The 16,500-nt window shown below is 73.0% G+C and carries 14 protein-coding genes; 2 read left to right on the top strand and 12 right to left on the bottom strand.

All coding sequences use genetic code 11. From position 1 onward, the window contains the following. Nucleotides 1–35: 35 nt before the first annotated feature. From ACIRR8_RS10605 to ACIRR8_RS10640, 8 genes are read right to left on the bottom strand one after another with little or no spacing between them, the layout of a single operon-like run. Nucleotides 36–1,760 (bottom strand): AMP-binding protein, encoded by a 1,725-nt coding sequence (locus tag ACIRR8_RS10605; RefSeq protein WP_404061722.1) that lies wholly within the window; start codon nt 1,758–1,760, stop codon nt 36–38. Next, nucleotides 1,757–2,905: a Glu/Leu/Phe/Val dehydrogenase dimerization domain-containing protein gene (locus tag ACIRR8_RS10610; protein WP_404061725.1), complete on the bottom strand. Its 1,149-nt coding sequence runs from the start codon at nt 2,903–2,905 to the stop codon at nt 1,757–1,759. The genes ACIRR8_RS10605 and ACIRR8_RS10610 overlap by 4 nt, the downstream gene beginning before the upstream one ends. Nucleotides 2,906–2,961: 56 nt before the next feature. Next, nucleotides 2,962–3,525 carry a type 1 glutamine amidotransferase gene (locus tag ACIRR8_RS10615; protein WP_404061728.1) on the bottom strand — a complete coding sequence of 188 codons (564 nt, stop codon included), beginning with the start codon at nt 3,523–3,525 and terminating at the stop codon, nt 2,962–2,964. Then, on the bottom strand, nt 3,522–4,346 hold the full coding sequence (locus tag ACIRR8_RS10620) for an acetylglutamate kinase (RefSeq protein ID WP_404061731.1): 825 nt from the start codon (nt 4,344–4,346) through the stop codon (nt 3,522–3,524). The genes ACIRR8_RS10615 and ACIRR8_RS10620 overlap by 4 nt, the downstream gene beginning before the upstream one ends. Continuing rightward, nucleotides 4,343–5,398: an N-acetyl-gamma-glutamyl-phosphate reductase gene (gene argC, locus ACIRR8_RS10625; RefSeq protein WP_404061733.1), complete on the bottom strand. Its 1,056-nt coding sequence runs from the start codon at nt 5,396–5,398 to the stop codon at nt 4,343–4,345. Before argC ends, ACIRR8_RS10620 begins: the two co-directional genes overlap by 4 nt. Beyond that, nucleotides 5,395–6,282, bottom strand: coding sequence for a RimK family alpha-L-glutamate ligase (locus ACIRR8_RS10630; RefSeq protein WP_404061736.1), 888 nt, complete (start codon nt 6,280–6,282; stop codon nt 5,395–5,397). The genes argC and ACIRR8_RS10630 overlap by 4 nt, the downstream gene beginning before the upstream one ends. 1 nt (nt 6,283) lies before the next feature. Further along, complete coding sequence (locus ACIRR8_RS10635; RefSeq protein ID WP_404061738.1) at nt 6,284–6,469, bottom strand: lysine biosynthesis protein LysW; 186 nt, start codon at nt 6,467–6,469, stop codon at nt 6,284–6,286. A 28-nt stretch (nt 6,470–6,497) separates the two neighbouring features. Continuing rightward, nucleotides 6,498–7,652, bottom strand: a complete 1,155-nt coding sequence (locus ACIRR8_RS10640; RefSeq protein WP_404061741.1) for an isopropylmalate synthase — start codon at nt 7,650–7,652, stop codon at nt 6,498–6,500. Between the two features lie 208 nt (nt 7,653–7,860). Here ACIRR8_RS10640 and ACIRR8_RS10645 point away from each other — a divergent pair, with 208 nt between their 5' ends. Continuing rightward, complete coding sequence (locus ACIRR8_RS10645) at nt 7,861–8,619, top strand: arylmalonate decarboxylase (RefSeq protein WP_404061743.1); 759 nt, start codon at nt 7,861–7,863, stop codon at nt 8,617–8,619. Nucleotides 8,620–8,682: 63 nt separating this feature from the next. Here ACIRR8_RS10645 and ACIRR8_RS10650 read toward each other — a convergent pair whose 3' ends face one another. The 4 genes from ACIRR8_RS10650 to ACIRR8_RS10665 all read right to left on the bottom strand — a co-directional run bounded on the left by ACIRR8_RS10650 (nt 8,683) and on the right by ACIRR8_RS10665 (nt 12,959). Then, nucleotides 8,683–9,372, bottom strand: coding sequence for a response regulator transcription factor (locus ACIRR8_RS10650; RefSeq protein ID WP_404061746.1), 690 nt, complete (start codon nt 9,370–9,372; stop codon nt 8,683–8,685). A 57-nt stretch (nt 9,373–9,429) separates the two neighbouring features. Next, nucleotides 9,430–10,611, bottom strand: coding sequence for a transposase (locus tag ACIRR8_RS10655; RefSeq protein ID WP_404061749.1), 1,182 nt, complete (start codon nt 10,609–10,611; stop codon nt 9,430–9,432). Between the two features lie 404 nt (nt 10,612–11,015). Next, nucleotides 11,016–12,308: an MFS transporter gene (locus ACIRR8_RS10660; RefSeq protein ID WP_404061752.1), complete on the bottom strand. Its 1,293-nt coding sequence runs from the start codon at nt 12,306–12,308 to the stop codon at nt 11,016–11,018. 99 nt (nt 12,309–12,407) lie between these two features. Then, nucleotides 12,408–12,959, bottom strand: a complete 552-nt coding sequence (locus tag ACIRR8_RS10665) for an SDR family NAD(P)-dependent oxidoreductase (protein WP_404061755.1) — start codon at nt 12,957–12,959, stop codon at nt 12,408–12,410. Nucleotides 12,960–13,116: 157 nt separating this feature from the next. Here ACIRR8_RS10665 and ACIRR8_RS10670 point away from each other — a divergent pair, with 157 nt between their 5' ends. Continuing rightward, the gene (locus ACIRR8_RS10670; protein ID WP_404061758.1) at nt 13,117–16,491 is read left to right on the top strand and encodes a BTAD domain-containing putative transcriptional regulator; all 3,375 of its coding nucleotides are present in this window, start codon (nt 13,117–13,119) and stop codon (nt 16,489–16,491) included. The last annotated feature ends 9 nt before the right edge of the window (nt 16,492–16,500 follow it).

Genomic DNA, 16,500 nt, shown 5'->3' on the forward strand with positions numbered 1-16,500 from the left:
CAGCTCCAGAACTCGGTAGGTGTACGGGTACGGGGTCAGGCGGAGGTCTCCGGCGCGTACCGCTCGCGCAGCTCGGCCTTGCGGACCTTGCCGGTGAGGGTCTTCGGGAGTGCGGGGACGAGCTCCAGCCGGTCCGGCAGGAAGCGGGTGTCGTGGCCCGCCGCCGTGACCCGGGCCCGTACCTCGTCCAGCGTCGGTCCCCGGCCGCCGCGCGGCACGACCACGGCGACGATCACACCGTCCGGCCCGCCTGAGGGTTCCAGGCCCACCAGCGCGGCCTCCTCGGCCCTCGGATGGCTGCCGATCACCGCCTCCAGCTCCGTCATCGGCGCCACCCGGCCGTCCCGCAGGACCGCGTCCCGCGCCCGGCCGATGATCCGGATCCCGCCCCGGCCGTCGTCCCGGGCCAGGTCGCCGGTGTCGAACCAGCCGTCCTCGTCCAGCTCGGCCGCGAACGCCTCCGGCCGCCGGTGGTACCCGAGCGCGAGCGACGCGCCGCGCACCTTGAGCCGGCCGACGGAACCCTCGGCCGACGGCGTCCCGTACGCCTCCGACACCTCGATCCGGGTCTCCATCGCGTCGATCGCGCGGCCGTTGCTCCGCGCCGACCAGCCCTCCGGGTCCTCGGGCCGGGTGGTGGTCACCGGGCCGTTCTCCGACATGCCCCAGAGCGAGTGGGCGCGGGCGCCGAGCGTCTCGTGGACCTCGTCGGCCAGCTCCCGCAGCACCGGCGCCGAGCCGATCACCACATGGCGCAGCGTGCTGGTGTCCCGCCGCTCGGCCCGCTGGGACGCGGCCACGTCGGCGAGCGTGGCGGGCGGCCCGTAGAGCAGGGTCGCGCCGTACCGCTCGACCAGGTCGAGCAGGGCCTCGTTGCGGCGTACGTCCTGGAAGGCGACGGTCCCGCCGAGCAGGACGCCGGCCAACACCCCCTGGGCGAAGCCCGAGTAGTGCACCAGCGGCGTGGAGACGGCCGCCACCCACTCCGGGCCCTCACCATCGGCGGCGCCGAACGCGTCGACGTATCCGCGTACGGCCGAGTGGACCGTGTTCTGGCTGTGCAGCACGCCTTTGGACAGCCCGGTCGTACCGGAGGTGAACAGCACCACGAACGGGTCGTCCGCACCGAGCGCCAAGCCCTCCAGCCGGGCCGCCGCGCCGTCCCGCTCCTCCCGCGCCTCGGCCACGAAGTGCTCGTGGAACGGACGCGCGCCTTCGGGAAGCCGTGGCCCGTCCACCACCAACACGTGTTGCAAGGTGGGGAGTTCCTTCAGCAGGCCGGTGGCGATCTCCGCCAGCGGGGTGCCCGACCACTCCGGGAGCGTGATGCACACCCGGGCCTCCGTGAGGGAGAGGCGGTGGCGCAGCTCGACCTCCGTGCAGATGGGCGAGATCGGGATGATGACCGCGCCGACCCGGATGGAGGCGAAGATCAGCGGCACCATCTCCCATCGGTTGGGCAGCTGTACGGCGACGAAGTCCCCTCGCTTGACACCGAGTTCGAGCAGCGCCAGGGCGAACCGGTCGGTGAGCCGGTCCAGTTCGGCGTAGGTGAGGGTGTCCGTACGGGACTCCGCGACCCGCCGGCCCGCGATGGCGAGCCGGTGCGGCCGCTCGCGCGCCTGGCGGTGCAGGTCGTCGAGGAAGGTCTCCGGCCGCCACCAGCCCCGGCGACGGTACTCGGCGGCGCGCTCCTCCGAGACGGCCGTCCCCGCAGCCGTCCCCACAGGCGCCGGTCGCTGCTTCGCCGCCGTACTCATCCGCGCTCCTCGCGGCGGACCGCGAGCAGCTCCGGCAGCGGGTCGCCCGCGCGGGAGGCCGCGATCTCCAGCAGGTCCCGGGTGTTCTGCCGGACCCGGTCGCCGACCCAGTCGAAGACCCACGCCTTACGGGCCTGTGCCTCCAGGTCGAACGGGACGACCCGGGTCACGGCCAGGGCGGCGGACGCGGCGCCGCCGATGTTGGCGATCACGCCCGGCACCAGACCGGCCCCGGAGGCGGCCACCTTCTCCTTGGCGGCTGCGCTGGAGGCGAGGTTGGCGCCCTCCACCACCAGGCCGGCCCGCAGGCGGTGGGCGTTCTCGGCGTTGATCGCGTACTTCTGCGCGGCCAGGATCAGGATGTCCGCGTCCACGTCGAGCCAGGCGTCCGGCTCACCGGAGAGCTTCACGTCCTGCGGCAGCCGGGTCCGGTCGATGGCACCGAACTGATCGGTGATGGCGACCAGTTCGGCCACCGGCAGCCGGTCCGCGCTGATCGTGCCCTGGATGTCCGCGATGCCGACGACGATGTGACCCCGGTCCTCCAGGAACCGCGCGACCGCCCGGCCCACCGCGCCGAACCCCTGCACCACGACCCGGGCCGGCCCGGTGCGACCGCTCGCCTCCAGCGCGGTGACCGCCGCGACGCCGACGCCGTGACCGGTGGCGTCGATCAGGGGCTCGTAGTACGTGCGCCAGTCGATCGGCATGTCCGGGGCGCCGAGCCGGTAGCGCGGGTCGTACGCCGCCTCCGCGAAGAAGACCGCCCGGTCGGCAGGTGTGACGCCCATGTCGATGCCGAGGTGGATACCGCCGTGCAGGAGCGGCTTCACCGTACGGCCGAAGGTGCGGAAGGTCTCCTCACGCGCCGCGCCCTCGGAGTTCGTCCCGTCGGCCACGATCCCGGCCTTGGCGCCGCCGATGCGGAGACCGGCCAGGGTGAACTTCTCGGTCATGTCCCGGGCCAGGCCCGCGACCTCCTCCTCGCTCACCCCGGTGGTCATCCGGGTGCCGCCCATCGCCAGGCCGTCGACGAGCGTGTCGATGACCACCCAGCCCTTGATGGCGCCGCCGCTGCCGTTGAGGTGGACGGTGAGGGCGGGGTCCTGCGGTTCTTCCGGTACTGCTGCTCCTGCTGCGCTCATGGCGAAGTCCTCGTTCTGTACGAAGGGGTCGGTTGTGGGCCCGGTGACGGCCTCGGTCACTGGTAGAGCTGCGCGAAGCCGCGCAGGATCTCCAGGCCGTCCTTGCGGAACTCCAGGTGGGCCTGGGCGCCGTGGATCCGGCCGTCGTCCGAGCGCAGGAACTCCACGGGCGCGTGCTCCGAGCGGCCGATCGAGCGGTAGCCCGCCGGGGCCGCCCGGAGGTAGAGCGTGTGCCGGTGGAAGACGGTGACCGTGGGCTTCACGTAGGTGAAGAGCGGTTCCTCGGTGTCCACCTGCACCTCGTATCCGCCGACCCGCTGCGGGCCCTCGGCGAGTTCGCCGCCGGCCGCGACGGCGAGGATCTGCATGCCGCCGCAGATACCGAAGACCGGTACGTCCGCTGTCGTCACCAGGTCGATCAGGGGCTGGTAGAACTCACTGTCGTACGCGCGCACCTTGGTGCCGCTCAGCACGATCGCCTGATAGCGGCCGTTCAGCCGGGCGGGGACGGAGGCCGCGTCGACAGCTTCCGTGTCCGACCCCAACTCCTCGAATCTGGCGCGGATTTGTTTCAGCGAGAGTGTGCCGTTGTTGACGACCAGTACGCGGGACCTGCTCATGCGCCCGCTCCTTCCCCGGAGGCATGTGCATCGGTGATCAGCGTGCCCGTCGTGCCGTCCAGCAGCTCCGTGACGGCGGCGCTGCCGATGACGACCCGGTCCACTCCGCGCTCCAGGGCCTCGCCGGCCGCGCGCAGCTTCTTGCGCATCCCGCCCTTCGCGCCCTTGTCGCGGAAGGCGGCGGCGTCCTCGGCGCTGATCCGGCGGACCGGCCTGCCGTCGATGAGCAGATGGCCGACGTCGGTGACCAGGACCAGGTCGGACGCGCCGGTGGCCCCGGCGATCGCGGCGGCGGCCCGGTCGGCGTCGGTGTTGACCTCCTGGCCGGCCGCGTTCCGGGCGAGCGGCGTGACCAGGTAGGCGTGGCCCGGCTGGAGGTTCTTGAGCGGGGCCGGGTCGACGCCGGTGATCGGGCCGACGAGGTTCTCCAGCTCGACGAGCTGCTTCTCCCGCCACCACCAGCGCTCGCCGTCGCCCGCGCCGACCAGGCCGTCGCTGCCGATGAGCCGCTCGGCGGTGATGCCCCGGCCCTCCAGCCGCGCGAGGACGTCCTCGGCCAGCACGGCGCTGACCGTCTTGATGTCGTCGATGACCTCGGGAGTCGTCCACCGGCTCTGGTTGCCGTACCGGTCGCGCAGGATCGCGGACGGTTCGCTGTAGCGCGGGTCGAGCCGCTTCAGCGGCTTGGACCAGCCGTGCACGAGGACCAGCGGCCGCTCCCGGCCGTGCCGGGCCAGATCGTCCCACCAGGTGGAGTCGAGGCCGTCCAGGCAGCTGCCGCCGAGCTTGACCACCGTGGGAACGGCAGGCGATGCGCTCATGCCGGCATCACCGGCTGCTGCGTCAGCCCCGTCTCCTCCGGCAGCCCGAACCGCAGGTTCGTCACCTGCACGGCCTGTCCCGCCGCCCCCTTGACCAGGTTGTCGAGCGCGGCGAGCACGACGATCCGGCCGCCGTCCTCGTCGAGCAGGACGGTCACATCGGCGTAGTTGGAGCCGAGCACCACCTGCGGGTCGGGCACCGGGATCAGCGTCTCGTTGTGCCGCCGCACCCGGACGAACGGGCGCCCCTTGTAGAAGCGCAGGTAGGCCCGGTTCAGCTCGCGCTGGTCGACCTGCTCGTCGGTGAACACGTACGAACTGGTCAGCAGCCCGCGTACGTTGGGGACGCCGTACGCCGACATGGTCAGGTTCCCGATGGTGCCGGGCTTGCTCCGCTCCAGGAAGTCACCGACCTCGGCGGCGTGCCGGTGGCCGGTCGGGGAGTACGGCGCGATGGCACCGGCCCGGAACGGGTGCAGGTCCGAGGTGCGCAGCTGGACACCACCGCCGCTGGACCCGCTCTTGCCGTCCACCACCACCGTCTTCAGGTCGAGCCCGAGGCCGAGCGTGAGCGGCGCCAGGCCCAGGGTGATCGCGGTGGCGTAGCAGCCGGGCAGCGAGATGAGGGCGGCGTCCGCCAGCTGGTCGCCGATCAACTCCGGTACGCCGTAGACGAATCGGTCGGCCAGGTCGGTGCGGCGCTTGACCTTCGGGTACCAGCGGTCGTGCAGCTCCGGCGTACGGATGCGGAACGCGCCGCTGAGGTCGACGATCGCCGGGACGCGGTCCGCGAGCAGCGAGGCCAGCTCGGCCGAGACCGGCGCCGGTGTGGCGAGGAAGAGGACGTCGACCTGGTTCGCCACCTCTTCGGTGACCGGCTGGATGGTCAGCCCCTGGTCGTTGCGGAGGCCGGGGTGGAGCTCGGAGGGGCGGCGGCCGATGTTGGAGGAGCCGCCCAGGAAAGTGAGTTCGAGGTCGGGGTGCTGGGTGATGAGGCGGATGAGTTCGCCGCCGGCGAGCCCGGAGGCGCCGACGACTCCTGCACGGATCATGCGAGTAGCTCCTGCACATAACGGCCGATGGCCGAAGGGATGTCCGCTCCGGTGGCGGAGGCCACGGCCCGGAAGCCGGGGGCGTGGTTGACCTCGTTGACGACGTAGCCGTCCGGGGTGGCGAAGAGGTCGACGCCGTAGATGCCGGGGCCGAGCACGTCCACCACACCGTCGACGGTCTTCACGACATCGGGATCGTGGGCGATGGCGCGGTTCTTGTTGCCGAGCGCCGCGTTGTTGCGCCAGTCGCTGCCGCCGCTCTCGAACTCCGCCGCCCCGATCAGCTCCCGCCCGACGACCAGGCACCGCACCGAGCTGCCGCCGAGGTACGGCTCCACCACGCTGGCCTGCTCGAAGGCGTGGGCCAGGTCCTCGATGTAGTCGTACACGGAGTGCGCGGTGTCGGCGTGCCGGATCAGCGTGACCCGCTTGCCCATGCCGCCGAAGACCGGCTTGAGGACGAGCGGCAGCGGCAGGTCCGCCAGCGCCTTGTCGAAGTCCTTGCGGGAGAGGACGAGCCGGTGGTCGGGGACCGGCACGCCCGCCGTCTGGAGCAGGGCGCGCAGTACGGCCTTGTTCTCGCAGGCGTGGATGGCCCGGGCGGTGTTCAGCGTGGGGACGCCGGCCGCCTCTGCGAGGCTGGCGATGAGGCCGCCGCGCGTGTAGCTGCGGCTCCGGATGAGGAGCGTGTCGTACCCCTTGATGGCCGGGGCGTCCGGGTGGCCGAGCGAGAGGGCCTCGTCGTTGACCCAGTCGATACGGAGGCCGAAGGCGGGGGCCGCCTCGATGAGCAGCCGTTCCTCCCAGGCGATCCGGTCCGCGACGAGAGCGACGGAGGCGACGGGCGCGCCGGGATGGGACGCGCCGGGGCGGGGTGCGCCCATCTCACTGGCCCCAGTCGCGCAGCTGCACCTCGACCATCTCCAGCGTCAGCCGGCCGTTCTCGACGGCCTCGACGCGGAGGGTCAGGATGCACTCGGGGCAGGAGAGCGTCTCGCCGAGGGTGACCGGGGGGACGGTCAGGTCGGTCTCGCACTCGGGGCATACGCCGGTCAGGGTGGCAGTGGACATCGTGAACTCCGTAGAGGGGTGAGGTGGGTTACGCGGGTACGGGACGGAAGTCGATGGCGGCCTTGCGGATCGTGTCCCGGTCCAGCAGCGGGCGGCCGTCCCGCTCCTGCCGCTCGGCCAGCCACGGCGTGAAGGCGTCGACGTCGACCTCCAGGCCGGAATCGGCCAGGGCCCAGCGGACCAGCGCGGTGGTGAGACGGGAGCGGACGCGCAACTCGCGCCGGTTGCCGACGAGTTCGGCGGGCAGTGTCTCGTACGCGTGCGGGTGGCTCAGCTGGCCCGGCAGCTCGTACGCGAAGGCGTGCGGCGTGGTCGGCCCGGACTGGAACGCCTCCCCGAGGCCCGCGCCGCGCAGCGCGATCCGGGACAGTTCGGTGAGGTGGGTCAGGTCGAAGCGGGTGTCGCCGTGGATGACGCGCAGTGAGGTGAGCAGCTCGGCCAGCGGCGCGTTGCCGCCGCGCTCACCGATGCCGCCGACGGTCGCGGAGATCCACTGGGCGCCCGCCCGCACGGCGGCGAGGGAGTTGGCGACGGCCATGCCCAGCATGTTGTGCGAGTGGATCTCGATCTCGGAGCCGTCGATCGCGGTGAGGTCCGCGATGACCTCCTCCATCTGCCACGGCGAGAGGTACGCGACGGTCTCCGCCAGCCGGAACCGGTCGGCCCCCGCGGCGAACCCCGCCTCCACATACGGCACGAGCCGCTCCCGTGGCGTACGGGCGCCGTCCTCGCCGCTGAACGTGACGTGGAAGCCGCGCTCCTTCGCCTGCTGGATCGCCGAACGCGCCAGAGCCTGGAGGAACTTCGGGCTCGCCGAGTCCAGCTTCAGCTGTGCGTGCTGCTCGGAGGTGGGGATGGAGTACATGATGTGCCGTACGCCGAGCCGCTCGGCCTCGTCCAGCGCGCGGGCCACCTGGCGGCGGTCGCGGACGACGACGAGCGTCATGCTGCGCTCTGCGGTGACCGCCTCGTGCGTGGCGAGGACGAGATCGGCGTCCTTGGAGTCCGGTCCGGAGACCATGCCCACCTCGACGAGCTCGACGCCCGTCCGCACCAGCAGGTCCGCGATGGCGGCGGCGTCCTCGGGGCCGAATTCGACGCCTGCCATATGGGCGGAGTCCCGCAGGGTCGCGTCCGATATCCGGGGTGGCCTCTCCAGCTTCTCGGGGCCTTCTGCTGTCATGTGATCCGCTCCTCTTCCAGGGCCGTATTTCGTTGACTCATATCTTTCGGCGCCTGGCCGGAAGGGGCAATATCCGCCGTGTCAGGGCTGTGTGGCGGAGTGTCAAGGAATGTCAGGAAGGAAAAGGAGTGCAAGGGTGGTGTGCGGGCACGCCAAATAGCGGACGTAATAAACCCGTTGTTGTGACGTACGCCCTACGGTGCTGTTCATGGATCTCTTCTCGCTGCCCCGGCTAGGGGTCGTCGTGCCACCGGAAAATCCCACGGCGGAACCCGAGTTCAACCAGCTGCTCGGCGCCGGAATGAATGTGTACACCTCCCGTTTCCCGGTGACACCGGGCGCCGGACTGCGGGCGATGCTGGAGACGTACAACGAGGTGCTCCCGGCCCTGCTCGGCAGCTTCGGCGGGCTGCGCCTGGACGCGACCGTGGTGGCGTGCAGCGCCTCGCACTACCTGCTGGAGCCGGCCGGCGACCGGGCCTTCTGCGACGCGCTGTCCGAGCGCGCCGGCTCGCCGGTGCAGTCCTCCACGCAGGCGATCCTGGCGGCCTGCGAGGCGCTGGGGACAGAGCGCCTCACCCTCGTCTCCCCGTACGAACCGTGGCTGACCGACACCTCCCGCGCCTTCTGGGAGCGGGCCGGGCTCACCGTCGACGGCGTGGTGCTCGTCCCGGCGGAGGAGGCCGCGAGCCCGGGCGGGACCGCGCGCTTCGACCCCTACGAGGTGACGACCGGGGCCATCCTGCGGCGGATACGGGAGCGGGAGCTGCCCGCCGGCACGGCCCTGCTCTTCACGGGTACGGGCATGGGCACGCTCGCCGCCCTCACCGAACTGGCCCGCACCGACCCGGCCCGCACGCTGCTGACGTCGAACCTCGCCTCGGCGTGGTGGGCGCGGCGGGCGGTGGGCGAGGCGGGCCGGGCGGACCATCCGCTGCTGCGCCGGCTGGAGGGGGCGGCGGTGTGAGGGGGCACGGGGCCCGGCGTTCCCGGGCGCGCGCCCTCCAGGTCATGCCGCCACCGGGTCCGCTCAGCCCGCGGTCGTCTCCGGCATCTGCCAGGCGTACCCCATGCGGTAGCCGACGCCACGGACCGTGATGATCCAGCCGCCGGAGCCGAGTTTCGCCCGCAGGCTGCTCACATGCGTGTCGATGGTCCGGCTGGTGTGGCCCCAGTTGCTGCCCCAGACCCGGGCCATCAGCTCCTTCCGCGTGACCACCGTCTCCGGTGTGGCGGCCAGCGCGTAGAGCAGCTCGAACTCCTTCGATGTGACGCCGATGAGCCGCCCGCCGAGGCGGACTTCCTGCCGCCGCGGATCGATATGGAGATCGCGCAGGGAAATGGCGGCGGGAAGCATCTGCCGGGGATGGGCACGGCGCAGTACCGCCTCGATCCGGGCTCCCACTTCCCGGAATCCCCAGCTTTTCACCACACAGTCGTCGGCCCCGGCGTGCAGAACCAGAACCCGCTCCAGTTCGGCATCGGCTTCGGTGACCGCGATGAGTGCCGTATCACCGTCGTTGCGCAGGGACCGGCACAATTCCAGTCCGTCGATATCCGGCAGTTCCAGGGAGAACAGCACCAGATCCGCGTCGCCGTGGACGCGGAGCGCGCGTTCCCCCGTGGAGACGCTGCCGGCGGTGAATCCCTGCCGCCGCAGATCGCTCACCATGGCCGCTGCGGCGGAGGTGTCCTGCTCCACCACGAGTACCCGTCTCATGTGTCCCACCCCTGCCTCTTCCTTGGCCGTCACGTCGGTCGGGAGTGCCCGCACGGGTCAGTGCGGAGCGCCGGCGAGCGCGGCGGCCGGGGCTCCGGAGAGGCGCTGGAAGACGTAGGCGGCCGAGGCCATGGTCATGTGGTGGTGCCAGCCGGGGAAGGAGCGGCCCTCGAAGTCGAGGACGCCGAACCGCCGGCCGAGCGTCGTCACGGCCGAGAGGGCCGCCGCGTGGCTGCGCGCCAGCCGGAGGATGTCCTCCACGCGCAGGTCGGTGAGGGTGGTGAGCCAGTACCGGGCCGGTTGCCGGCCGTCCGGATCGGGTCTCTCCAGGATGCGGTACGGGCGTACGCCCACGTCGTCGCCCCCAGCCGGCCGCGGCGCTCCCACCGTGCCCGCGTACGCGTGGACGGGTACGGGCCGGACGCGGCCGTCGGGCGTCTGCCGGAGCAGGACGTGGGTCTGCCGGGCGTGCCGTACCTCCATGAGCGCGCTCACCGTGGTCACGGCGGGCGTGTGCTGCCCGGTGAGGAGCACCGGATGGTCCGGCGGCACCTCGCACACCACGTCGGCGCGCAGCCGCCCGAGCCCGGCGAGGACCCCCGCCGCGTGGTCGCACCGGGTCAGGTCCAGCACCCACGGCAGCCCCGCGAGCCGTGGCTGCGCGGCGGCCCCGGCGGCGTACCCGATCACATGGTCGGCGGGCGTGCGCCCGGCCTCGGATCCGGGGATGCGCGCACGGCGCCTGCGCTCCCGGTCGAAGTCCCACGCGCCGCCGAGCACGAGGCTCCAGTCCACCGGATAGCACTGGGCGCCCGAGGAGAGGAAGAAGACCAGCGCCCGCTGGCAGTTGACGGTCCGTCCGGTGGCGGGATCGATACGCCGGTGCACACCGACCGAGTGTTCGCCGCGCTTGGGGATGATGAGTTCGGCGACGGTCCAGGCGTCCGGGGTCGTCCGCGCGGCGACCCGTCGGGCGAGCCGTCGGCGTACCGGATTCCAGTCCCACGGGCTGGCGTTGATGAACTGGTGGAGACCGTGTGCCGCAGCCGAGGGCAAGGGCTTCGCCAGGGCCATGCGGCGCGGTGTCTTCTTCCCCGACACATGGAGCAGGGCCCAGAGGTACGTCTGGGCCCAGCGGCGCTGCTCCGGCCGCTGGAACGCCGGGAAGATCTCGTCCATGAACGTCCGCATGTACGCGCCGTCGCCCGGCACCGCCGCGCGCACCTCACTTGACGACATGTAACGCTACGCCCCCTCGATACTCGTCACCGCTCGCACCCGGGTGGATACATGGCACATCAGTACGAGGTGAAAGTACCGCTCGGGCCGGAGTTTGCCCGGGTCGGCCGTCTATTTTGCAAGTTCGGGGCCTGACCTGCGAAAACGCCCCTCGGCTGCGCGTCTGCGAGGGGCGTGCGGAGGTGGACGACCGGGCTCCACCAGTGGTGGAGCGGTGCCGTCGGGCCCTCCGGTGAAGTGTCAACAAATCATGAACATGACCCCAGCGAGGTGCTGTGCACGGAGTTCGGAGTCGGTGTCCCGGTGAGGGGACTGCCGTACCGCCGGGGCGGGGCTTCGCAGGAGAGGGGCGACCGCCGGAGGACGGGGGAGGGGTGGCCTCCGGCAGTCGGGTCGTCGGGTGGTCAGACCGCGGGAACTCCGGCCTTGGGCTCGGTCTCCGCCCCTGCCTCCGCCGCCTTCTCCTCCTCGGACGGCCGGTGGGCGGGGAATCCGGCCTTCCTGGCGTAGAGCACCACCGCGATCACCGGCAGCAGGAGCAGCACGACCGTCCACGGGAAGGACTCGCTGCCGAGGGTGTCCAGCAGGATGCCGCCGACGATGCCGCCGCCGGCCATCGCGACGTTCCAGAGCGTGACGAGCATCGCCTGCGCCGCGTCCGCCGACTCGCCGCCCGCGTCACCGACGGCGGTCTGCAGCAGCGTGGGCACACCGCCCCAGCCCAGACCCCACAGCACCGCGGCCACATAGACGAGCGCGGTCGTGTCGGAGAGGACGGCCAGGAGCAGCGAGGCGACGGCGACCAGCAGCGCGCCGCCGACGGTGAGACCGCGCAGCCGGCGGTTGATCTGCGCGCCGACGATCCAGATGCTGGCCAGTGAGGCGGCGCCGAAGACCAGCAGGATCAGGCCGGTGTGCCCGCCGAGCCCGAGGTCCTTGAGGTACGTGGCGATGTACGCGTACAGGATGGTGTGCGCCAGCACGAAGACCAGCGTGACGAAGAGGACCGGCGAGACGCCCGGGATGGTCAGCGTGCGCAGCAGCTTCGGCCGCTCGCCGCGGGCCTGGCCGGGGAAGTCCGGTACGCCGGCGAAGATCCACACCAGCAGCGCGACCGTGAGCCCGGTCATCGACAGGAACGCCGCGCGCCAGCCAAGCCACTCGCCGAGGAACGTACCGGCGGGCACACCGAGGGAGAGCGCGACGGGGATACCGGCCATGGCGATGGCCATCGCCTTGCCCTGGAGGTGTACGGGGGCGAGGCGGCGGGCGTACCCGGCGAGCAGGGCCCAGGCGAGACCGGCCGCGACACCGGCGACGAACCGGGCGACCATCGTCAGCTCGTAGACGGACGACACGGCGGTCACGGTGTTGGCGATAGCGAACCCGGCCATGGCCGTGAGCAGCAGCTTCTTACGCTGCCAGCCCGCGGTGGCGGCGGTGAGCGGGATCGCGGTGAGGGCGGTGCCGATCGCGTAGACCGTGACCGTCTGGCCGGTGGCGGACTCGCTGACCCCCAGGTCCTGGCTCATCGACGGCAGCAGACCGGCGGGGAGGGTCTCGGTGAGGCTGGTGATGAAGACGGCGGTGGCGAGGGCCAGCAGGGCGAAGAGCGGGAGCTTCCGCGCTTCCTCGCCGCCGCCCTTGGGGTCCGGTGCCGCGGCGGAGGCGGACGCCGTGTCGGGTGCGGTGCTCATGGGGTGTGCTCCAGGTTTCCGATCGGAAGGGGTGATGGTGCGGGGACGGTGGACGCTTCTCGGATGGCCGGGACCGCGTACGGGCGGCGTCGGGACCGCTCATGGACGGCCGAGGCCGCCGTCGACGGGGAGCCGTGCGCCGGTGGTGAACGTCGCCTCCGTGGCCAGGAAGAGCGCGGCGCGGGCCACCTCCTCGGCGGCGCCGAGACGTCCCAGCGGAGGCAGGGGTACGGCGCCGGAGCCCGGCGCCTCGATACAGCCCGGGGCCACGGCGTTGACGCGGACGCCGCGGAAGGCCAGCTCGGCGGCGAGCGCCCGTACGGCGTCCGGGCACGAGGCGGGCGCGGTCAGCACGACCGCGCCGCCGTCGCGGAGATGCGGCAGCAGGGGCCGGGCGGTGGGGAGGGAATCGGCGAAAAGAAGATCGACACCTCGGACACCCGCCTCTGCTTCGAGCAGACCCACGACCGAGGACGGGGGGACGACGCGGGCGGCGGAGCCGAGTTCACCGACCGCCCGGGCACGCTCCTCTTCGGTGCGGGCGGTCAGCAGGACGCTCGCACCGCCCTCCACGAGCCGCTTGGCGATGGCCAGGCCGATACCGGTGGCCTCACCGACGACCAGGGCCTTCCGGCGCGCGTACTTGGTCATGGTGCCGCTCCTCCCGGTCCCCTCCCGCTCCTCTTCGCCACGACTCTGCGCCCCGCCGCTTCGGAGAACCTTCGGGAAACCTTCGGGCCGCCCGGCGTCCGGAGCGGTGGTGCCCGGCGCCCCGGGGCCGGTTCCCCTGGCCTGTACGGTGGCGCCTATGCGGTTTGGGGTGCTCGGGCCACTGGTGGTGTGGGACGGCGAGGGGCGGCAGGTCAAGGTCCCGGAGGCCAAGGTCCGGGCCCTGCTGGCGGATCTGCTCGCGAACGGCGGAGGACCGGTCTCCGCCGACCAGCTCATCCACGACCTGTGGGCCGACGCGCCTCCCGGCAACCCGGCGGGCGCTCTCCAGGCCAAGGTCTCGCAGCTGCGCCGGGTCATCGGCCGCGACCGCGTGGTGCGCCAGCCTCCCGGCTACCGGCTGCGGTTCGACGAGTCGGCCGACGAGGTGGACGCCGTACGCTTTTTGACCCTGGTGGCCCGGGCCCGCCCCGTCCAGGACCCGCGCACCCGGGCCGAGCTGCTGACGGAGGCCCTGGAGCTGTGGCGAGGACCGGCGTACGCGGACTTCGCCGACGCCCTCTTCGTACGGCCGGCGGCCCAGCGCCTGGCGGAGCAGCGGCTCTCCGCGCTGGAGGACCAGGCCGAGGCCCGCCTGGAGACGGGCGACCACGCGCTCCTGGCCGCAGAGCTGGCCGGCCTCGTCGCACTCCACCCCCTACGGGAGCGCCTGCACGCCCTCCGTATGAGGGCCCTGTACGCGACGGGCCGCCAGAGCGAGGCCTTGGCGTCGTACGAGTCCCTGCGCACCCGCCTGGCGGAGGAGCTGGGGGTCGACCCGAGCCCTGAACTGGCCGCGCTGCACGGGGCGGTGCTGCGGCAGGAGCCGGGGCTGAGCGCCGGGGCGTACGAGGCGGGGGACGGCCCGCGGACGCCGGCGCACGGCTCCACGGGCACAGCGCCGCTCACCCCCACTCCCTCTACCACCCCCACCACCTCACCGCTCCACTCCAACCTCCCGGCCCCCCTGACCCCCCTCGTAGGCCGTAGCGAGGCCCTCGCCCACCTGCTCCAACTCCTCTCCGAGGCACGGCTGGTGACCCTCACCGGCCCTGGCGGCGTCGGCAAGACCCGCCTCGCCGTGGCGGCGGCCACCGCCGAGCGGGACGGCGCCCGGGCGGGCGAACTGGCCGACGGAGCCTGGCTGGTGGAGTTCTCCGGCATCCGCTCCGGCACCCCCGCCGACCTCGCCCAGGTCGTCGCCGCCACCCTCGGCATCCGCGACGACGCCCCGCGCGCACTCCCCGGCACCGGCAGCTCCACGCCCTCCCTCCCGCACCGCCTCGCCGCCGCCCTGCGCGACCGGCGCACCCTGCTCGTCCTGGACAACTGCGAGCACGTCGTCGACGCCGCCGCCGAACTCACCGAGCTCCTCCTGCGCACCGCCCCCGGCCTGCGGGTCCTCGCCACCGGCCAGGAGCCGCTCGGCCTCGCGGGCGAGGCGATGTTCCTCGTCGACCCGCTGCAACCCGCCGACGCGGTAAGGCTGTTCATGGACCGCGCCGCCGCATCCGCCCCCGGCTTCCCGCGCGACCCGGACGCACCGGAGGAGCCCGAGCGCCGGGCGGTCACCGAGATCTGCCGCCGCCTCGACGGCATCCCGCTCGCGCTGGAGCTCGCCGCCACCCGCGTACGGGCTCTTGGGGTGCGGGAGTTGGCGGAACGGCTCAACGACCGCTTCCGGGTCCTGACCTTCGGGCAGCGCGGCGCCCCGGCCCGCCAGCAGACGCTGCGGGCGATGATCGACTGGAGCTGGGAGCTGCTCAGCGCACCCGAACGCATCGTCCTGCGCCGCCTCGCCGCCCACAGCGACGGCTGCGACCTGGCGGGCGCCGAGGCGGTCTGCGCGGGGGACGGCGTGGCCCGGGACGAGGTGCTCGACCTGGTCACGCGGCTGGTGGACCGATCCCTGGTGGTCGTGGCGGCGAGCCCGACCGGCCCCCGCTACCGCCTCCTGGAGTCCGTCGCCGCGTACGCGACCGAGCGGCTCCACGAGATGGAGGACCTCGCCGCCGTACGGGACCGCCATCTCCTCCACTACCGGGCCCTGGCCGAAGAGGCCGAGCCGCAGCTGCGCGGCGCCGGGCAGCGCCCCTGGCTGGCCCGGCTGGACGCGGAGGCCGGCAACCTGCGGACCGCGCTCGACGAGGCGGTGCGCCGGGCGGGCGCGGGCGAGCCGGAGGAGGCGGTCCGGCTGGCCACCGCACTGGCCTGGTGGTGGCTGCTGCGCGGCCGTCTGACCGAGGCCCGCCGCAGCCTGGCCGTGGTGCTGGCGGTGACGGACGGCCCACCTGAACTCGTCCTCCTCCAGGCAGCGTTCACGCTCCTCACCGGTGACCCGGGAGCCGCGGCCGCCACCACGGCGGACGGCCACGGGCCCGCCCCCGCATCCGAGGCCATCGCCGACCCCGTGCGCCGGGCCCGTGCGCTCTGGCTCTGCGCGTACGGCCTGTTCAGCGCGGGCGACGCGGCCGGCAGCGGCGAGCTGAACACCCGTGCCCTCACCCTGTTCACCGCCGCCGACGACCCGTGGGGCAGCGCCGCCGCGCTCGGCCTGCGCGCGACGCTCGCGCTGGTCAGCGGCGACCTGGCGGGCCTCGGCCGGGACGGCAGCCGCAGTGCCCGGATCTTCCACGAACTGGGTGACCGCTGGGGCGAGTTGCAGACGATCTCACCGCTCGCCGCACTCGCGGAGATCAAGGGCGCGTACGAGGACGCCGAGCGCCGTCAGCACGAAGGTCTGCTCATGGCGAGGGAGTTGGGCCTGGAGGCGGAGGTGTCGGCGCGGCTCTCCGGCCTCGGCCGGCTCGCCCTGCTCGCCCGCGACTTCGACCGCGCGCGCGACCTCCACGAGCAGGCGCGCCGGATCGCCGCCGAACAGGGCTACAAGTACGGCGAGATCCACTCCGAGATGGGCCTGGCCCTCGGTGCCCGCCGCTCGGGCGACCTCGACGCCGCAGAGGCCCACCTGCTGCACCTCCGGGACGGCTACGCGGGCGTCTCCTCCCAGGCGGGCGACCACCTCCTCCTGGCCGAACTCGGCTTCGTCGCCGAGCTGCGCGGCGACGCGCACACGGCCGAGGCCCACCACCTGGCCGGCCTGGAGACCGCCCGAGCCCTGGCCGAACCCCGGGCCCTGGCCCTCTCCCTGGAAGGTCTGGCCGGCGCCGCCGCCCTCCCCGCCCATACCTCCGCGGCCACCCGGGCGGCCCTCCTCCTGGGCGCGGCAGCATCCGCCCGCCGCCGCGCCGCAGCCCCGCTGCCCCCCGCCGAACGCGCCGACGTCGACCGCATCACCGCGGCGGCCCGGACCACGCTGGGCCCGGCGGCGTTCTCGGTGGCGTACGAGAAAGGCACCGGGCTGGATCCGGAGGAGGCGGTCCGGGCGACCCGTACCGCCGGGGAAGCCGGGGAAGCCGGGAAGGTCGGGGAAGCCAGGGAAGCCGGAGAAGGCGGGGAAGCGGGGGAGGACTGACCGGCAGGA

Origin of the sequence: Streptomyces sp. NPDC101178 (assembly GCF_044767965.1) — a bacterium.
Taxonomy (GTDB): Bacteria; Actinomycetota; Actinomycetes; order Streptomycetales; family Streptomycetaceae; genus Streptomyces.